A 1037-nucleotide genomic window follows, 5' to 3' on the forward strand; every position below is an offset into this window, starting at 1 on the left:
TTTTGGAGCCAGCCGCCGAAGGTGGGACAGATGATTGGGGTGAAGTCGTAACAAGGTAGCCGTATCGGAAGGTGCGGCTGGATCACCTCCTTTCTAAGGATATATAACGGAATGATTGACCTTGGGTCAATCAACATTAACGTTTTGTGTTCAGTTTTGAAGGTTCAGAAATGAAACTTCAAAACCTTGCTCCTGCCGCGAAGAATAGTCTAAGAGGTAACTCAAAGCTTTCGTCGCAAAACTGCACGGAGTAATTTCACTGATGCAAAGTCATGATGTGACTGAAGTCAGTAGTCTTGTTCTTTGAAAACTGGATAAAACGACATTGAAAGCAATAAAATTCAAGTAAATTTTTATTATTCAGCTAAAGCAGAATAATAAAAAAGCCTCTGGCGGATGTCACAGATTTTTAGAGGAATTAATTTTTAAAATATCTGCGAAGCAGACATTTTAAAAATAAAAATCTGGACAGCAAATACGTCGAGGACGCATTTGATTGTGTAGTTCTTAAGTCTTTTCTTTATAAGAAAAGCAGTAACTAACTTTTTTAGGTTAAGTTATGAAGGGCGCACGGTGGATGCCTTGGCACTAGGAGCCGATGAAGGACGGCACTAACACCGATATGCTTCGGGGAGCTGTAAGTAAGCTTTGATCCGGAGATTTCCGAATGGGGGAACCCACTGTTCGTAATGGAACAGTATCTTGACGTGAATACATAGCGTCATGATGGCATACCCAGGGAACTGAAACATCTAAGTACCTGGAGGAAGAGAAAGAAAATATTCGATTCCCTGAGTAGCGGCGAGCGAAACGGGAATAGCCCAAACCAAGAGGCTTGCCTCTTGGGGTTGTAGGACACTCTATATGGAGTTACAAAGGAATGAATTAGGCGAAGCGACCTGGAAAGGTCTGCCGCAGAGGGTAAAAGCCCCGTAGTCGAAAGTTCATTCTCTCTTGAGTGTATCCTGAGTACGGCGGAACACGTGAAATTCCGTCGGAATCCGGGAGGACCATCTCCCAAGGCTAAATACTCCCTA

Annotated in this window: 2 rRNA genes; both read left to right on the forward strand. The window is 43.3% G+C overall.

From position 1 onward, the window contains the following. Positions 1–93 (forward strand): 16S ribosomal RNA (locus tag EC501_RS18310); the annotation flags it as partial. A 457-nt stretch (positions 94–550) separates the two neighbouring features. Then, a 23S ribosomal RNA gene (locus EC501_RS18315) occupies positions 551–1037 on the forward strand; the annotation flags it as partial.

Source organism: Lysinibacillus halotolerans (genome assembly GCF_003711845.1).
Lineage (GTDB): Bacteria > Bacillota > Bacilli > Bacillales_A > Planococcaceae > Ureibacillus > Ureibacillus halotolerans.